Annotated in this window: 17 protein-coding genes; 12 read left to right on the top strand and 5 right to left on the bottom strand. The window is 70.3% G+C overall.

Features of this window, described 5'->3' with window-relative positions:
* Positions 1-228: 228 nt before the first annotated feature.
* Together ACZ5KW_RS07430 and ACZ5KW_RS07425 are read right to left on the bottom strand one after the other, a co-directional pair.
* Positions 229-468, bottom strand: coding sequence for a hypothetical protein (locus tag ACZ5KW_RS07430; RefSeq protein WP_343780108.1), 240 nt, complete (start codon positions 466-468; stop codon positions 229-231).
* Between the two features lie 252 nt (positions 469-720).
* Positions 721-1,494: a GTP cyclohydrolase III gene (locus tag ACZ5KW_RS07425; protein ID WP_343780107.1), complete on the bottom strand. Its 774-nt coding sequence runs from the start codon at positions 1,492-1,494 to the stop codon at positions 721-723.
* Between the two features lie 174 nt (positions 1,495-1,668).
* Here ACZ5KW_RS07425 and ACZ5KW_RS07420 point away from each other — a divergent pair, with 174 nt between their 5' ends.
* From ACZ5KW_RS07420 to ACZ5KW_RS07395, 6 genes are all read left to right on the top strand, one after another.
* The gene (locus tag ACZ5KW_RS07420) at positions 1,669-2,448 is read left to right on the top strand and encodes an HAD-IIA family hydrolase (RefSeq protein ID WP_343780104.1); all 780 of its coding nucleotides are present in this window, start codon (positions 1,669-1,671) and stop codon (positions 2,446-2,448) included.
* A gap of 274 nt (positions 2,449-2,722) precedes the next feature.
* Positions 2,723-4,057 (top strand): DUF92 domain-containing protein, encoded by a 1,335-nt coding sequence (locus ACZ5KW_RS07415; RefSeq protein ID WP_343780102.1) that lies wholly within the window; start codon positions 2,723-2,725, stop codon positions 4,055-4,057.
* 1 nt (position 4,058) lies between these two features.
* On the top strand, positions 4,059-4,517 hold the full coding sequence (locus ACZ5KW_RS07410) for a GNAT family N-acetyltransferase (protein ID WP_343780100.1): 459 nt from the start codon (positions 4,059-4,061) through the stop codon (positions 4,515-4,517).
* Positions 4,518-4,603: 86 nt separating this feature from the next.
* Positions 4,604-5,038 carry a phosphoribosyl-AMP cyclohydrolase gene (gene hisI / locus ACZ5KW_RS07405; protein ID WP_343780097.1) on the top strand — a complete coding sequence of 145 codons (435 nt, stop codon included), beginning with the start codon at positions 4,604-4,606 and terminating at the stop codon, positions 5,036-5,038.
* Complete coding sequence (locus tag ACZ5KW_RS07400; RefSeq protein ID WP_343780095.1) at positions 5,038-6,204, top strand: DUF7118 family protein; 1,167 nt, start codon at positions 5,038-5,040, stop codon at positions 6,202-6,204. The genes hisI and ACZ5KW_RS07400 overlap by 1 nt, the downstream gene beginning before the upstream one ends.
* Positions 6,205-6,303: 99 nt before the next feature.
* Positions 6,304-6,702, top strand: a complete 399-nt coding sequence (locus tag ACZ5KW_RS07395) for a hypothetical protein (RefSeq protein WP_343780094.1) — start codon at positions 6,304-6,306, stop codon at positions 6,700-6,702.
* 59 nt (positions 6,703-6,761) lie between these two features.
* Here ACZ5KW_RS07395 and ACZ5KW_RS07390 read toward each other — a convergent pair whose 3' ends face one another.
* The 3 genes from ACZ5KW_RS07390 to ACZ5KW_RS07380 all read right to left on the bottom strand — a co-directional run bounded on the left by ACZ5KW_RS07390 (position 6,762) and on the right by ACZ5KW_RS07380 (position 8,790).
* Positions 6,762-7,313 (bottom strand): hypothetical protein, encoded by a 552-nt coding sequence (locus ACZ5KW_RS07390; RefSeq protein WP_343780093.1) that lies wholly within the window; start codon positions 7,311-7,313, stop codon positions 6,762-6,764.
* A gap of 83 nt (positions 7,314-7,396) precedes the next feature.
* Positions 7,397-8,557 carry an acyl-CoA dehydrogenase family protein gene (locus ACZ5KW_RS07385; RefSeq protein WP_343780091.1) on the bottom strand — a complete coding sequence of 387 codons (1,161 nt, stop codon included), beginning with the start codon at positions 8,555-8,557 and terminating at the stop codon, positions 7,397-7,399.
* Positions 8,558-8,661: 104 nt separating this feature from the next.
* Positions 8,662-8,790 (bottom strand): hypothetical protein, encoded by a 129-nt coding sequence (locus tag ACZ5KW_RS07380; RefSeq protein ID WP_371152468.1) that lies wholly within the window; start codon positions 8,788-8,790, stop codon positions 8,662-8,664.
* Positions 8,791-8,989: 199 nt separating this feature from the next.
* Here ACZ5KW_RS07380 and ACZ5KW_RS07375 point away from each other — a divergent pair, with 199 nt between their 5' ends.
* From ACZ5KW_RS07375 to ACZ5KW_RS07350, 6 genes are all read left to right on the top strand, one after another.
* Complete coding sequence (locus tag ACZ5KW_RS07375) at positions 8,990-10,303, top strand: nickel pincer cofactor-dependent isomerase, group 22 (RefSeq protein ID WP_343780089.1); 1,314 nt, start codon at positions 8,990-8,992, stop codon at positions 10,301-10,303.
* A 152-nt stretch (positions 10,304-10,455) separates the two neighbouring features.
* Positions 10,456-11,244: an SDR family oxidoreductase gene (locus ACZ5KW_RS07370; RefSeq protein WP_343780087.1), complete on the top strand. Its 789-nt coding sequence runs from the start codon at positions 10,456-10,458 to the stop codon at positions 11,242-11,244.
* Positions 11,241-11,588, top strand: coding sequence for a cupin domain-containing protein (locus tag ACZ5KW_RS07365; RefSeq protein WP_343780085.1), 348 nt, complete (start codon positions 11,241-11,243; stop codon positions 11,586-11,588). Before ACZ5KW_RS07370 ends, ACZ5KW_RS07365 begins: the two co-directional genes overlap by 4 nt.
* A 47-nt stretch (positions 11,589-11,635) precedes the next feature.
* A complete protein-coding gene (locus ACZ5KW_RS07360) occupies positions 11,636-12,457 on the top strand; it encodes a fumarylacetoacetate hydrolase family protein (RefSeq protein ID WP_343780084.1) in 822 nt (273 codons plus the stop codon).
* 85 nt (positions 12,458-12,542) lie between these two features.
* Positions 12,543-15,308 carry an AAA domain-containing protein gene (locus tag ACZ5KW_RS07355; RefSeq protein WP_343780083.1) on the top strand — a complete coding sequence of 922 codons (2,766 nt, stop codon included), beginning with the start codon at positions 12,543-12,545 and terminating at the stop codon, positions 15,306-15,308.
* 69 nt (positions 15,309-15,377) lie between these two features.
* The gene (locus ACZ5KW_RS07350) at positions 15,378-15,932 is read left to right on the top strand and encodes a hypothetical protein (RefSeq protein WP_343780082.1); all 555 of its coding nucleotides are present in this window, start codon (positions 15,378-15,380) and stop codon (positions 15,930-15,932) included.
* The last annotated feature ends 24 nt before the right edge of the window (positions 15,933-15,956 follow it).

Genomic DNA, 15,956 nt, shown 5'->3' with positions numbered 1-15,956 from the left:
GCGAGGAGATCCGCTGGTCGCGAGGAGATCCGCCGAGCGAGGCCGTGCGGAACTATCGGCCGTCGTCGGTTCGGGTGAAGCAGGGAACCGCAGAATCAGGAGAGCCACCTCTCGCGACGCGATGTGGTGGTCCGACGGCGGGGAACCGCGGTCGACGCAGGGGGCGGGCGCCGGAGTCGCGGCCGGTCCGTCGGGAATCGTCGCTCGTTCGTCGGGAGTCGTCAGTCGTTAGTCGTTCTGTGCGTACGCGCCCTCCGGGTGGCCCTTGTGCTGGAGGTTGCGGTTGTCCCGTTTCCGCGTCGCCGTCGCGGGGATGACCTCGCGGGTGGGTTCGATCTCCGACCGCGGCCGCCCCGTGTACCCGTGGTCCGGGTACTCCGAGCAGTGCGCCATCGCGTCGTGTGACCCCTCCCAGGGACCCGCGTCACAGCCGTCCGCCGTACAGACGAACACTATATCCTCTGACATGCTATCCGCGTCTTCCAGGTCGGTGTATAAAAATGCCACAGCCCGAGTATCAGATTTGATTTCGAGAATAACCGCAGATCGGATCGGATGAGAGCGACCGAAACGCGGGCGATCAGGCCGAAAGTGGCGGAAGGGGATCGATCCGCGAAGAGAGAATCGGCGAATCAGCGGGGCGATGAGCCGGAGTGGAGACTCGGGCTACGTAGGAGAGTACGGCGACGCAGTGGGTCGGGGCAGACCGCGAACGGTGTGTCAGTCGCTGGCGGCGGGCGCGCCGAACAGCTCGACGCTCGTTCCGTCGTGGCGGCAGTCTTCGAGGGCGTGTTTGGCCGCGAAGCCGGCCTCGTGCGCGGAGGCGCCGCGGCCGACGCCGACTTGGAGCTCGATGTCGACGTCGTCTTGGACGTGGTCGACCGCCGCCGAGAAGGCCGTCTCGGGGAGGTCTGGGCAGACCGCGATCACGTTGTCGCCGCCGACGAAGAAGGAGAGGGCGCCGTGCGCCTCGCGGAGGTGGCGCATCAGCGAGCCGTACGCCTGTTCGATGTTGATGAACGTGTCGAACTCGTTGAGGCGGTCGGTGTACTTGCCGGTGGCGTTGACAACGTCGAAGTGCGCGACCTGGAGGTCCGAGCGGTTCGTCTCGGAGAGGTACTCGCCGGTGAGCACCTCGGTCCGGCTCTCGTCCTGTGCGCTGCCCGCGGTCTGAAGTCGGCGGTTCGCCGCTTCGAGGGCGTCGACGGGGCGCTCGGCGACGGCGGTGCCGAGGCTGACGCTGACCGGGTAGCGGTTGCCGATCGACTCCTGAAGGGTCGCGTGACCCTCGCCGTCGACGCCGTTCGTCACCGCGATCATGTTGTCGAATCGGGTGAAGAAGACGTAGGCGTCGCGGTGGCCGAGGAACTGGGCGACGTCGGCGAAGAGCCGCGACTGGAGCGTCTGGAGGTCCATCTCGCGGCGAGGCTCCGGCGTCGTCGTCCACGGACCGTAGTTGTCGATCTGGACGAGGGTCACCTGGGTCGTCGTCACAGTGAACACCGGTACGCAACGCGGCCGCTTTACCCTTCCGTTATCCCGAAGGTGGGACGGGTACCGTCTTCGTGATCCAGCGACCCCGAAGCCCCCGCGGGGTGTGGACGACGGGGAGCCGAAACCGGGCACGCCGGGCGCAACCACTACCACCGTGGCGCCCCCAGCGCGTTCATGGAATACAGCGGCGCCGTCCTCGACGTCGACGGCACGGTCGTGCGCGGCGACGAGCCGATCCCGGGCGCCCCGGCGGGCTACCGACGGCTCCGCGAGGCCGGGATCGACCTCCTGTTCGTCTCGAACAACCCGACGAAGGCGCCGCCGGCGTACGTCGACCGCCTCGGCGCGGCGGGGTACGAGGTCGACGCCGAGCGGGTGTTCACCGCCGGCAGCGTGACGACGAGGTACCTCCGGGAGAACCACGCCGACGACGACCTGCTCTGTATCGCGGAGTCGGGGCTGCTCGACCAGTTCGCGGACGCCGGCCTCTCGACGACCGACGAGGTGGCCGCCGCCGACGCGCTCGTCGCCTCGATCGACCGCGAGTTCGACTACGACGACCTCTGTACCGCCTTGTGGACCTTAGAGCGCGGCGTGCCGTTCATCGGCACCGACCCCGACGTGGTCATCCCGGCGCCCGAGCGCGACGTGCCCGGATCCGGGGCGGTGATAAACGCCGTCGCCGGCGTCGCCGAGCGCGAGCCGGACGCCGTCCTCGGCAAGCCCTCGGACGTCGCGATCGAGATGGTGCGCGAGCGCCTCCCCTACCCGCCCGAGAAGTGTCTCGTGGTCGGAGACCGGCTCGACACGGACATCGCGCTGGGCGAGCGCGCCGGGATGACGACCGCCCTCGTGCGGTCGGGCGTCACGGACGACGAGACCCTCGCGGCGTCCGGGATCGATCCGGACCACGTGATCGACCACCTCGGACAGATCGACCGCGTCATCGGCTGAAGGTCCCCTTCGAGGCGCGGACAACCTCCGCTGTGTGGGTAACAACTATATGCGAAGAACTGCTCGTCTCTCTCATGGGAGTGGTTGACTCACACGAAGATCGGACCGGGGACGACGAAGAAGACCCCGAGGAGGCGGTTCGCGTGGTCGAGGGGCACGCGGTCCAGTTCAACGAGTACCGGTACTGACGGCGACTACGTCGGGTTCTCCGGGCGGTACCGACCGCCGGACGGCTGTCGGGACCGTTAAGTGGTCGTCGCGGGTAGCCGAGGGTGTGATACGGAGGCTCCGACGGGCGAGTATCTTCGCCGCAGTGGCCGCCCTCGCGGTCCTCGCACCCGCGCTCGGCACCGCCGCCGCCGTGCCGTTCTTCGCCGTCGCCGGCCTGGCCTTCTTCGGGGTCCGCGACGGCGAGTGGTTCGAGACCCTCGCGCTTCCCGGGGACCGGGAGGCCGAGCGCCTGTACGGACTCGTCTCCTTCGCGGTCGCCGCCGGCGGGCTCGCGCTGTTCGCGTCGCTGCCGCGCGCCCCGCTGCCGTACGAGGCGTTCGCGGCCGCGACGCTCGCGGTGGGCGCGGGCCGCTTCGGTCGGACGCTCGTCTCCCGCCGAACGACAGACGAGTTCCCGCTCGTCGCCGGCTACGTCGCGGCCGGGACGGTCGCCGCCCTCGCCGGTCAGATCGCGGTGCGGCTCCAGACCGGCGCCGCCGTCGACGCCGCGACCGTGCCGCTGCTGGTGTTCCTCGCCGCCGCGGCCGCGCTGACGGCCGCCCTCGTCCGCTCGCTGGTGTTCGCGCGGGACGCGCACATCACGACGATACTCGTCGCGTTCGTGGTCTGGGGGTTCCTCACCCTGGATCCGACCGTCAGTGCGCCGCTCATCGCGGTCGGCCTCGCGGTGACGGGCGCGCTCGGCTACGTCTCCTTCGCCATCGGCACCGCCTCGGTGGCCGGGATGCTCACCGGCGTCGTCGCCGCGTTGCTCGCGGTCGTCCTCGGCGGGGTCGGCTGGTTCCTGACGCTGATGTCCTTCTACGCGGTCGGCGGGCTCGCCTCCAAGTACCGGTTCGACGAGAAGGCGGACCGCGGCGTCGCACAGGAGAACGAGGGCGCCCGCGGCACCGGCAACGTGCTGGCGAACTCCGCCGTCGCGCTCGCCGCCGTGGTCGGGTACGCGGCCGCCCCGCACGCCGCGATACCGGCCGCGCCGTTCGGGGCCGCGTTCGCCGGCGCGACCGCGACCGCCATGGCCGACACGCTCTCCTCGGAGATCGGCGGGCTCTACGACGGGCCGCGGCTGGTGACGACGCTTCGGCGCGTCGAACCGGGCACGGACGGCGCGATCACCTGGCAGGGCGAACTCGCGGGGCTCACCGGCGCCCTGCTCGTCGGCGCGCTCGCCGCCGGCGGGGGCCCGGTCCTCGACCCGGTGGTCTCCGGCGGGGTCGCCGCTGGCGCGGTCGTCCTCGCCGCCGGGTTCGCCGGGATGACGGTCGACAGCATTCTCGGCGCCCTGATCGAAGGGGAACGGGTGGGGAACCAGGCCGTGAACTTCCTCGCGACGCTCGCCGGGTCGGTCGTCGCCGTCGCCCTCTTGACGGTGGTCTGAGATGGCTGGCGACGACCCCGACCCCGCCGGTGACGGCTCCGCGGCGCGGATCCGGCGGGGACGGACCGCCGACGCCGACCGGATTCGAGAGCTCCAGTCGCACCTCCGACAGCCGAGTCCGGACCTGTTGGAGTACGGCCTCGCGGCCGGCGACGCCCGCGTGAGCGTCGCGGACGGTCGCGTGGTCGGCTACCTGCTACCGGTGGACGCCCCGAACCGTCCGGGCGTTCACGTCGCCGAGCTCGTCGTCGCGCCCGCCTTCCGCCGCGAGGGACGCGCTCGGGGACTGCTCCGGACGGTGACCGCCGACGCCGACGGGGCGGTGACGCTCCAGGCGCATCCCGACAACGACGCCGCCCTCGCGCTGTACGCGTCGTGCGGCTTCGAGGTCGTCGAGCGGCGGCCGGACGCGTACGCCGACGGCGACGCGCTCGTACTGCGACGCGCGCCGGACGCGTAGCGAGCGCGCCGGCGGACGGCCGTTTCTCGACTCCGCCGACCGCCGCAGGCATAAGGCCTATTCGAGCGCCACGTCTCCGGACAGCCATGAGTGACGCCGACGCGGAAGACGGGTCGGACGGCGGCGGGAGCGCCCCGGCGGACGCCGCCGGGGAGGGGGCCGAGCCGATCGACGTCGACTTCGGCGAGAGCGGGCTCGTGCCGGCGATCGCCCAAGACGCCGACTCCGGCGAGGTGCTGATGCTCGCGTACGTCTCGCCCGAGGCGCTCGAGCGCACCCGCGAGACCGGCGAGGCCCACTACTACTCGCGGTCCCGCGAGGAGCTGTGGCGCAAGGGCGGCTCCTCGGGACACACGCAGTCGGTCCGCGAGGTACGCGTCGACTGCGACGCCGACACCCTGCTGTACCTCGTCGACCAGAACGTCGGCGCCTGCCACACCGGCCACCGGTCGTGTTTCCATCGAACGATCGAGGGCGAGAACGTCGGCGAGCGCGTCTTCGACCCCGACGAGGTGTACTGATGGGTCTCGTCGCCGACGGCGGAGCCGACCCGGACGCGGACGGCCCCGTCGCCGAGGCGGGCGAGGCGGCCGCGCGGCTCCGCGAACGCTACGACGAGCTCCGTCGGATCGAGTCGCGGATCGACGGCTACGGCCGCGACCGCGTCGAGGCCGCGGCCGACGCGTACCGCACCGCGCACCGGGTCCTCGACCGGTACGAGGAGGGCGCGGTCGGCTCCGGCGACTTCGAGTCGTACGTCCGGTTCCGCGGCGAGTTCGGCGACGCGGTCGACGTGGACGACGACATGCCCGCGGGAGAGTCCTTCGCGGCGGCCGACGAGGCGGTGGACAAGCGCCGGCTCTCCGAGGGGGACATCGCCGCCGCCCGCGAGGCGCTGGAGCCGGCCGGGCGGTTCGTCGACCTGCTGGAGGCGTACGACGACGGCGTCGACGACTACCGGGCGGCCCGGAAGGAGGCCCGCGAGGCCCGCAAGCGCTTGGACTCGCGGCTCGACGAACTGCGCGAGGTCGCGGAGATGGCCGACGCCGACCTCGACGCCGACGTGAGCCGCCTGCGCGAGCCGATGGAGGCGTACGACGAGGCGGTCCGCGAGGCGTTCCGGGAGTTCTTCCGCTCGGCGTCCGCCCGCGACGTCTTCGGGTTCCTCGACCGCGCGGACGCGACGCCGTTCGTCGACGTCGACGTGCCGCCGACCGACTTGTCCGAGTACGTCGAGAGCCACGCGGCCGGCGAGGAGCCGCCGGCGACGCTGTTGGAGTACGCCGACTACTCGAACTCCAAGCTCGAACACTACGTCGACGATCCGGGGGCGCTCCGCACCGCGGTCGCGGTCCACCGGACGTACCTCGAACGGCTCGACGGCGAGCCGCTGACGCTCGACTGGCCGCCGAAGCCGGGCGACGAGCTCGCCTACGAGATCGACGAACTTGTCCCGCTCGTCGGCCGGATCGCCGACGACGACGCGGTCGCGACGCTCCGGTCCGTCCGCGAGCTGGCGCGCACCGACGAGTACGAGCGGCTCCGCCGGGCGGCCGCGGTCCGCGACGAACTCGACGAGGCCGAGCTGTCGCTGATCGAGCGCGGCGAGGCCGACGACCGGCTCGCCGAGGCGGAGCGGACGCTCTCGACGGTCGACGACGTGCTGTCGGAGACGGAACGAGAGTAGCGCGGGCGGAGAGAACGTAGCGGAGCGGGAGCGGAAGCGCCACCCCGGACGTCGTCGCCGAGTGCGGATTTTTAAGCCCCGTCGCGGTCGAGCGGAGGTATGACCCGATTCGACGCCGCGACCGAGGACGAGCGGCTGAAGCTGTTCGCCGACGCCGCGGCCGCGCACCGCGCGCGCTCCAGCGACGTGATGACCGTCGACGTCGACCCCGACAGCGACGACTCCGAGGGAGGAGCGGTGCCGCCGTGGATCCAGCTCGCGGGCACAGAGCTCGTTCTGGACTGTACCGACGACGAGCTGGACCGGCTGAAGGACCTCCTCGGCGAGTTCCCGGAGTTCCGGATCGACGAGCTCGTCAGCCCGGAGGAGGCCGAGGGGACGAACGCCGTCGTCACGGCGCGGTCGGACGCGAACCGCGTCGCGGGGTTCATCGAGCGGGCCTTCCGCGAGGTGTACGACCTCGACGAGGAGTACCGGGCGTGGGTGACGGCGATATAGGACGAGCGGCCGCGACGACGGCGTGACTGCGCGGTCGGCGGCGGCCGGCAGGCCGCGACTCAGTGAAAGCCGCGGTCGACGTCGTCCTCGTCGATCAGGTCGTCGAGCTCCGACGTGAGCAGGTCCTCGGCCGCCTCGAAGGTGTCGGAGAGCTCGTCGAGCTCGTCGGGGCGCCCGTCGAACTCGTACTCCATCGGGCCGAACGCGGGCGAGTCGACCGCCTCCATCACGTCCTCGAAGAGGTGGTCCGGGTCGGTCGGCGCCTCGGCGTGAACGCGGAGCGTCTCGGTGAGGCGAGTCATCATCTCCTCGGCGTGGTCCTCGTCCTCCGGGGCGGACCGGACCGCGAAGCGCCCGTCGCTTTCGGCGTCCGGGAGGAGCGGGTCGAGTTCGTCGTCGACCCTGCGGGCGACCCGTGTGCCGACGCCCCGGAGGTCGCGCGGGTTCTTCGCGTACGTCTTCAGGTGATAGAGTCCGACGCTCGGGTGGCCGAAATAGAGGTCCTCGCCGAGCCCCTCGCGGCGGGACCCGGCGACGGCGCGCCAGCCGTCGGGGTCGGTCGAGTCGCTCGCGACGTCCGCGAGGATGTCGTCCCAGTCTCGTACGCGCATGACGGTCGACCTGTCGGCCGCGCGAGCGCAAGAGCGTGTCGGTGGCGGCGGCCTACTGGAACGCCTGCGTCGGTGGCGCCGGCCTACTGGAACGCCTGTAGCCCGGTGAGGTCCTCGCCGAGGATCAGGGAGTGGATGTCGTGGGTGCCCTCGTAGGTGTACACCGTCTCCATGTTGGCCATGTGGCGCATCGGCGAGTAGTCCGCGGTGATCCCGTTGCCGCCGAGCATCTCGCGGGCGATCCGCGACTGGTCGCGGGCGGTCCGGACGTTGTTGCGCTTGGCCATCGAGACGTGTTGCGGCCGCATCTCGCCCGCCTCCTTGAGGTCGGCGAGCCGGTGGGCGAGCAGCTGTGCCAGCGTGATCTGCGTCGCCATCTCCGCGAGCTTCTCCTGTTGCAGCTGGAAGCCGCCGATCGGCTTGCCGAACTGCTCTCGGTCGGTGGCGTACTCGCGGGCGGCCTCGAAGCAGTCCGCGGCCGCGCCGACCGCGCCCCACGCGATGCCGTAGCGCGCCTGGGTGAGACACGACAGCGGCCCCTTCATCCCCGAGACGCCGGGGAGTCGGTTCTCGGCCGGGATGCGGACGTTCTGGAGGCTGATCTCGCCCGTGATCGACGCCCGGAGGCTGAGCTTCTCTTTGATCTCGTTGGTCGTGACGCCGTCGCGGTCGGTCTCGACGAGGAACCCGCGGACTGGGGTCCCCTCCTCGCCGTGGTCTTTCGCCCACACGACCGCGACGTCGGCGATGGGGGAGTTCGTGATCCACGTCTTCGAGCCGTTCAGTACGTACTCGTCGCCGTCGGGCTCGGCCATCGTCTCCATCGCGGAGGGGTTCGACCCGTGTTCCGGCTCCGTGAGCCCGAAGCAGCCGACCGCCTCGCCGGTGCCGAGCCGCGGCAGCCACTCCTCTTTCTGTTCGTCGCTGCCGAACGCGTGGATCGGGTACATCACCAGCGCCCCCTGAACGCTCGCCATCGAGCGGAGCCCGGAGTCACAGGCCTCCAACTCGCGCATCAGCAGGCCGTACGCTCGCTCGCTGACGCCCGGCAGACCGTACCCCTCGAGGTTCGGCGCGTAAAACCCCATCTCGCCCATCTTCGGGATGATCTCCGTGGGGAACGTCCCGTCGATCCAGTGTTGTCCCACGTCGTCGACCTCGCCGTCGATGAACGAGCGGGCGGAGTCGACGAGCAGGCGCTCCTCCTCGGTCAGGGTCGACTCCATGTCGAAGTAATCCAGCATACGCTCACGTTCGATCCCGAAGATAAAATAACCATAGCTATCTCCGTATCCGACCGGAACGGAGGGTTACACGGCCGACGGACTGGAGGTCGTCCCGGTGTCTCCTACGACCAGCCGTCGGTTCCGTCAAGCAGGTGGTCCTTTGCGACCTCGGTGTCGAATTCAATGCCGAGGCCGGACGCCTCCAGCACCGCGATGCGGTCGTCCTCGATCAGCAGCTCGTCGCGGGACAACAGGCCGTGCCACCAATCGACCTCCAGCGCCTAGTACTCCAGCAGGTCGAAGTTCGGGGTGGCCGCGCCGGGGAGGACGCAGGCCGTCGTTCCGCCGGTCTTCCACATATGCGATCCGGTATCACTCGGGGGCAAGTAGGCCCCCGTATCGGCAAGGTTCCCACCCGCGATTTTTGTATCGACGCCGCAAGGGGACGGTATGGAGTTTCCCGAACGGTCCGATGTCGATGGGCTCATCGACCCGCAACCGCTTCCGGCATTCGTGCGGGTGCGGTACGAGCCGCGGACGGAGCGGCTCAACGACCCTGCCGGGGCGGCGCGTGCGGCGGTCGACGAGCTTGATCTCGGCGACCTTCCGGCGGGCGCGACCGTCGCCATCGGGGTCGGCAGTCGTGGCATCGACCGGATCGACGAGGTCTCGACGGCGGTTGTCGACCGCCTCGCGGAGAGGGGGTTCGAGCCGGTCGTCGTGCCGGCGATGGGGAGCCACGGCGGCGCGACGTCCGAGGGACAGCGCGAGGTTCTAGCGTCGCTCGGTGTCACTGAGGAGGCGGTCGGCGCGCCGATCGACGCACGCATGGACGCTGAGGAGCTGGCGACGGTGTCGGTCGGCAACGCGGAGATGCCGGTGTGCTTCTCGACAGCGACGCTCGACGCCGATGCGGCTTTGGTAGTGAACCGCGTGAAAGCCCACACCAACTTCTCCGGGCCGATCGAGAGCGGGCTCGCGAAGATGACCGTCGTCGGCCTCGGCAAACAGCGCGGCGCGAAGTCGTTCCACTCGACGGCGATCGCCGAGGGATACGTCGAGACACTGACTGCCGCGCTCGACGTGATCGAGCGGGAGACCCCACTCGTCGGCGGCGTCGCGCTCGTCGAAAACTTTGAGGAGGAAATCGGGCACTTAGAGGCGGTCCCTGCCGGCTCGTTCCTCGACCGCGAGCCGGAGCTGTTGGCACGCGCCTACGACGAGATGCCGACACTCCCGGTTGACGACATCGACCTCCTCGTCGTCGACGAGATCGGCAAGGAGATCTCGGGCGCCGGGATGGACACGAACGTCGTCGGTCGCTACCGCGTCCTTAACGCGCCGGACCCGGAGACGCCGGATGTCGACCTCATTTACGTCCGGGGACTGACCGAGGCAACGAGGGGGAACGGTAACGGGATCGGGCTTGCGGACCTCACTCGGCGGGCCGCGGTCGACCAACTGGACCTGAAGAAGACGTATGCGAACGCGCTCACAAGCGGGTCGCTCTCGAAGGCAAAGCTTCCGCTGGTGGCGCCCGACGACGAGTTCGCCCTTCGGACCGCGACGGCGGCGCTCGGCGCGTACGACCCAGAAACCGTCCGGATCATCTGGATCCGGAACACCCAGGATCTCGGGGAGTACCGCGTCTCAAAAGCGGTGATCGAGAACCTCCCGGAGGCAGCGGAGGTGGTCGACCGCGAGTCGATAGCATTCGACGAGGGGATCGCGGGGTTCGAGCCGGCGGTCGACGACAACACGTGAGAATTCACGCCGTTCGCTCGTCCCCCTCGGTCGCCGCTCCGATGTCTGCGGGTCGCCCACGGGAACATCCGACAGTCGACAATCGCCCGCAGGATCGCGGGCCGCTTGCCTGCAGGAAAATGTTTTCACCGCGTACCCGGGATAGGGGAGACATGGACCTAGGGATCGACGGGAACGCGGCCCTCGTCACGGCGTCGTCCAGCGGACTCGGCAAGGCATCGGCGAAGGCGCTCGCGCGGGAGGGCGTGAACGTCGTCATCAACGGCCGTGACGAGGAGCGGCTGGCGGACGCGAAAGCGGAGGTCGAGGAGGTCGCGACCGGCGAGGTCGTCGCCCACTCCGCGGACCTGACGGACGCCGACGAGGTCACGGCCTTGGTGGAGGCGACCGTCGACGAGTTCGGCACGATCGACCACCTCGTGACGAGCGCCGGCGGCCCGCCCTCGGGCGCCTTCCTCGACACCGACGACGAGGACTGGCAGCACGCCTACGACCTGCTCGTGATGAGCGTCGTCCGGCTGGCGCGGGAGTCGTACCCGCACCTCAGGGAGGGCGACGGCGGCACCATTGTCAACATCACCTCCCGGAGCGTGAAGGAGGCGCTCGACAGCCTCGTCTTATCGAACGCGGTTCGGATGGGCGTCATCGGGTTAGAGAAGACGCTCTCGAAGGAGTTCGCCCCGGAGGTGCGCGCCAACGCCGTCCTGCCGGGCCCCCACGAGACGAGCCGGATCCGCGACCTCGTCGAGGCCGGCGTCGAGCGCGGCGAGTACGACGCCTACGAGGACGGGCTCGACGACTGGGCGGGCAACCCGCTCGACCGCATCGGCGACCCGATGGAGCTCGGCAACACCGTCGCGTTCCTCTCGTCGCCGAAGTCGGGCTTCGTCAACGGCACCGCGCTGCCGATCGACGGCGGGGCCACCGGTGCGAACCTATGAGGGCGGTCGCGTTCGACGAGGCGGAGAGCTACGAGCCCGACGAGGGCTGGCGGCGCGTCTCGATGGCCGGCAGCGACCGGTTCTCCTTCGAGTGGTTCGAGAAGCCGCCGGGACACAGTTCGCCGATGCACGACCACGAGAACGAGCAGGTGTGCCTCTGCCTGGAGGGCGAACTCACCGTCGAGACCGAGGACGACTCGGTCACGCTCGCGGAGAACGACTCCGCCCTCCTGGCGGCGAACGAGGCCCACCGCGTCGAGAACACCGGCGACGAGCGCGCGGTCGGCCTCGACGTGTTCGCGCCCGGCCGCTCGTTCGACTTCTGGACGGACCGCGAGGAGTGAGATGAGCGGACCGAAGGCGCAATGAAAGTGAGCGGACCGAGGGCGCCGTGAAGTACCTCGCACGCACGGCGACCGGCGACCCCCTGCTCGGCGACGAGGCGGGGTACGTCCCCCTCGGCGCCGTCGAGCCGGACCTCAACAGCGTCCGCGACGCCCTCCCGCGAGCAGCGGCGGGGACGCTCGGCGACGTGACCGACGCGACCGCGAACCCGGTCCCGGCGGCGGACCTGTCGTTCGGCGCGCCGCTGGCGTCGTTCGGGAAGCTGTGGGGAATCGGCCTGAACTACGAGGAGCACGCCGGCGACCTCGACGAGGATCGCCCCGAGGAGCCGGCGAGTTTCATGAAGCCGTCGTCGGCCCTGACGGGACCGGGCGGGCCGATCCGCCTGCCGCCGGAGTCGCAGAGCGAGCGGGTGACGGCGGAGGCGGAGCTCGGGGTCGTGATGGGACGGGCCTGCCGGAACGTCGCCGCAGACGAGGTCGAAGACGTGATCGCTGGGTTCCTCCCCGCGATCGACATGACCGCCGAGGACGTCCTCCGGCGGAACCCGCGGTTCCTCACGCGGGCGAAGAGCTACGACACCTTCCTCGTGCCCGGCGCCGCGCTCGCGGTGCCGGAGGCGCCGCTCGATCTGGAGGGGCTCTCGGTCCGGACCGAGGTCGACGGCGAGGTTCGGGCCGAAAACGAGATCCGGAACATGCTGTTCCCGCCGACGGAGATCGTCTCCTTCCACTCCGACGTGATGACGCTGGAACCGGGAGACCTGTTCAGCACGGGCACGCCCGGCGCGGCGCCGATCGCCCCCGGCGACGAGGTGCGGGCGGTCGTCGAGTCGATCGGGAGCGTGAGCGCGCCGGTGACGCGGTAAGCGGTCGGCGGAGACGACGGGGACTGGGCCCACCGCGGGGTACACCCACCGACAGCGTTTTTCGGTGCCGCCGCCGAGCAGGGGCGTGAACGTTCGGGGGCCGATCGTCTCCGTCGGGGAGGCGCGGACGGTGTCGACGTCGTACGGCGAGCGCGACCTCCGCGAGGTGCGGGTCCGGCCCGACCGCGGCGCGGGCGAGCCGGTCGACGTGACGCTGTGGGGGAAGTGGACGGAGACCGCGGAACACGCCGAAACGGGGATGGAGCTCCTCGTTACCGAGGCCGAGGCGGACGAGTACCGGGGCGAGACGGGGTACGCGACGACCGACGAGTCGTGGGTCGTCCTCCAGCCCGACTTCCTCGTCGACGTGACGGGGATCCGGTCGTGGGTACAGTGTCCCCGCATGTACTACCTGAACAAGCTCTCCGGGATCCCGCTCAACTACCCGGTGGTCAAGGGGACCGTCGTCCACGAGGTGTTCGGCGACCTGCTCCGCGGGATGGAGCTGGAAGAGTCCGTGGAGGACCGCGTCGCGGACGCCGGGCTCGAGCTCGGGCTCTTGGGCTACGAGACGGAGGAGGTCGAAGACGAGGTGCGCCGCAACGCCGCCGCCGTCGAGGGGTGGCTCGCGCAGGGGACGCTGAGCGACGACGACACGTGGCGGTCGGAGTTCACGCTCATCTCGCCCACCTTCGGACTGAAGGGGCGAGCGGACGCGCTCCGGCGCGGCACGCCCGTCGAACTGAAGACGGGCAAGAACACCAAGCGGGAGCCGCGGTTCCACGACAAGGTCCAGGCGGCCTGCTACGCCCTCATGCTCGACGAGCGCGGCGTCGACCCAGACATCGGCACGCTGCTGTACACGAAGAACACCGCCTTGGACCGCAACGAGGAGTCGGGCGATCTGGCGCCCGCCAAGGAGTTCACCGTCGGCCGCGGCTTCCTGGAGTTCGTCGTCCGCGAGCGAAACGCCCTCGCCGCGATGGAGTGGCGCGCGCTCAACGACCCCGGCGAGCGCCCGACCGTCCCGACGGGCTACGAGGCGGACGCGACCTGTAGCTACTGTTTCGAGCAGGACGCGTGTATGGTCGTCTCGGGGCGTCTCGATCAGGAGTCGAAAGCCGGACAGATCGGGACCGCGGTCCCCGACGCGGAGCGCGACTACTTCGACCGCTTCTACGTCGCCTTAGAGGAGGAGCGCCGCGAGACCCACGCCGAGTACCGCAAGCTGTGGGAGCAGACGCCCGAGGAACGGGCGGCCGACGACCGCGCTTTGATCGACCTCGAACCCGTCGCGCAGACGGAGATCGCGGACAGGCGGTGGGAGCTTCGCGCCCGGAAACCGGACGACGCCGTCTCGAAGCTCCGCGAGGGCGACGTGGCGCTCGCGAGCGACGGCGACCCCGTCTCGGGCCACGGGGAACTCGGGCGCATCACCGAACTCGGGAGCGACGTGGTCGTCGTCGAGACCGACGAGCCGGTGGAGCTGCGCCGGCTCGACGTCTATCCCTCGGAGATATCCGTCGACCGCTCGCTCACCGCGCTCCACGACGCGGTGTTGAAGGGGAGCGAGTCGCGGAAGGACGTGCTGTTCGGCCGGCGCGAGCCGGAGTTCAGAGAGCCGGCGGACCGACCGGCGGGGAGTCCCGGAAGCGACGGCCCGGACGCGCCGGACGCCTACATCGACAACAACGAGGCCCAGAACGAGGCGGTCGAACTCGCGGTCGACGCCGAGGACTGCGCGCTGATCCACGGGCCGCCCGGCACCGGGAAGACGTACACCATCGCCCGGACGATCCGCGCGCTCGTCGCGGAGGGGAACCGGGTGCTGCTGTCGGCGTTCACGAACCGCGCGGTCGACAACGCGCTCGAAGCGCTGCGCGATCAGGGGTTCGAGGAGTGGGTCGCGTCCGCGCGACCGGATGGAGCCGGTGAAACCGGCGGAATCCTGCGAGTCGGGACCGAGACCGGCGTCCGCGAGGACATGCAGGACGTGCGGCTCGTCCAGCGCGGCGACCCGAACGCGAAGGCCGCGGAACTTCGCGACGCGCCCGTCGTCGCCGCCACGACGGCGACCTGCGGCTCCCGGGTCATGCGCGAGTGCGACTTCGACGTGGCCCTGGTCGACGAGGCCTCGCAGCTCACGGAGCCGGGCACGCACGCCGCCGTCAACCTCGCCGACCGGTTCGTGCTCGTCGGCGACCACGAGCAGCTCCCGCCGGTCGTGCGGGCGGAAAACGACCTCCGCACCTCACTGTTCCAGCGGCTCATCGAGACGTACCCGGACGCGAGCGTCATGCTCGACCGCCAGTACCGGATGAGCCAGCGGATCCAGGCGTTCGCCTCCGCCGAGTTCTACGACGGCGCGCTCCGCCCCGCGACCCCGGAGGTGGCCGGGCAGACCCTCGCGGACCTCGGCGTCGACCCCGACGGTCTCGCCCCCGAACTGACCGGCGGCGTCGGGTTCGTCGACCCGGACGGCGAGCGCGACGGCAACCGGAACGTCCGTGAGGCCGAGCGCGTCGCCGCGATCGTCGAGGCGTACGTCGCCGCCGGCGTCGACCCCGACGACGTCGGCGTCATCGCGCCCTTCCGCGCGCAGGTCGCGGAGATCGGTCGCCGGACCGACGTGACCGTCGACACGGTCGACCGCTTCCAGGGCTCCTCGAAGGCGGTGATCGTCGTCTCCCTCGTCGCGACCGGCGACCTCGACGGGCCGATCTTCGAGGACCACCGCCGGGTGAACGTGGCGCTCACGCGGGCGAAAAAGCAGCTGACGATCGTCGGCGACGCCGACGCGCTCGGCTCGGACCCGTTCTACGCGCGGATGCTCGACTGGGCGCGGCGGTAGCCGGTCACGCGGCGAATCCGGCCTGGAGAGCGTTTAACACGCTTGCGACGCTACTGACGGTAGAACCGAATGGAAGAACTCGATCGGGTGTTGAAGAAGTACGCCACCAGCCAGGATCTCATGGACCGGATCCGATACGTGGCCGAGGCGTTGAGCATGGAGTTCGACAAGTGGGACGACGAGTACGTGAGCGGTCCGAGCCTGTACTTCCTCGTCGTCGCCGAGACGGACTTCGAGGCGTACACCGACCCGCTGGGAGAGAACGTCTGGCCGACCGACCGGTGTAAGATCGTGCTCGACTCGCCCGAGGCGTTTCGACGGGTCGCCGAGGACGTCGGGTTCAGCCGAGACGGCGCGATCGTCGTGACGGGAGACGGGACGATCCAGCGACAGATGGTCCGAGTCCGAAGCCCCCACCACGCCGAGGTGCCGGGGGTCGCGGAGCTCGAATACCCCGACTGGATGGGGACCAAACACATGAGTGCCCTGGAGACGTCGCTCCGGAAGAACGTCCTGTGGGCGATCACGCTCAGCGAGGAGGACGGCCGCGTCACCACGTATCTCGACGGCACGTATCAGGACTACCCCCGCGAAGAGATCGGCGGTCGATGGCGGCCCGAGTAGCGGCGACGCCGCGGCCGGCACGCC

This window comes from Halorubrum ejinorense (assembly GCF_055389685.1).
The sequence above is the reverse complement of the archived record's forward strand: the minus strand, read 5'-3'. Positions and strand labels throughout refer to the sequence as shown.